Origin of the sequence: Herbiconiux daphne, assembly GCF_024979295.1 — a bacterium.
GTDB classification, from domain to species: Bacteria; Actinomycetota; Actinomycetes; order Actinomycetales; family Microbacteriaceae; genus Herbiconiux; species Herbiconiux daphnes.
Window position 1 is genome coordinate 1 of record NZ_JANLCJ010000527.1, and the last position, 616, is coordinate 616.

The 616-nt window shown below is 41.1% G+C and carries 1 protein-coding gene; it reads left to right on the plus strand.

The genetic code is table 11. The annotated features are described in order from the left end of the window. Positions 1–616, plus strand: a 616-nt coding sequence (locus N1032_RS26255) for a hypothetical protein (protein ID WP_259543583.1), incomplete at both ends; no start/stop codon positions are given.

Here is a 616-nt window from a genome sequence, read left to right on the forward strand (position 1 = left end):
GCATCGACTTCTATCCAAGGTTTCTATAACTTGGCGGCGGGTACTGGTATTGAAGCTGCTCGTGCTGGTGGATTATTAGATACAGCGATGAACCAAGCGATTTCATTAGGTAAGATGGATTACGCCAACTGGAAGCAATTGCAGTCAGCTGGTATGGGTGGTCCTAAATTTCAAAATGCTCTTGTTGAGAATGCAAAAGCAATGGGTAAAAACGTAGACTTATCAAATGGTTTCAATGATTCACTTAAAGATGGCTGGGCAACTACTGACGTATTGCTTGCTACTCTTAAACAATTCGCTACAGATAAATCTCTCTTGGAAGCTGCAACTCAGGTTAAGACTTTTGGGGAGTTAGTTGGTACTGTTCAAGAATCTGTTGGTTCTGGATGGGCGACTACATGGGAACTTGTATTCGGTAATGCCGATCAAGCTAAAGTTCTCTGGACTGGTATTAATAATATCATTGGTCCAATCATTAATAACATGTCTAATAGCCGTAATAGTATGCTCCAATTGTGGCAGTCTATGGGCGGACGTGATAAGATGGTTCAAGCCATAACAAATGCATTCAGTTCTCTTGGTAAAATTATCAATGCGATTGGTGGAGCCTTTAATG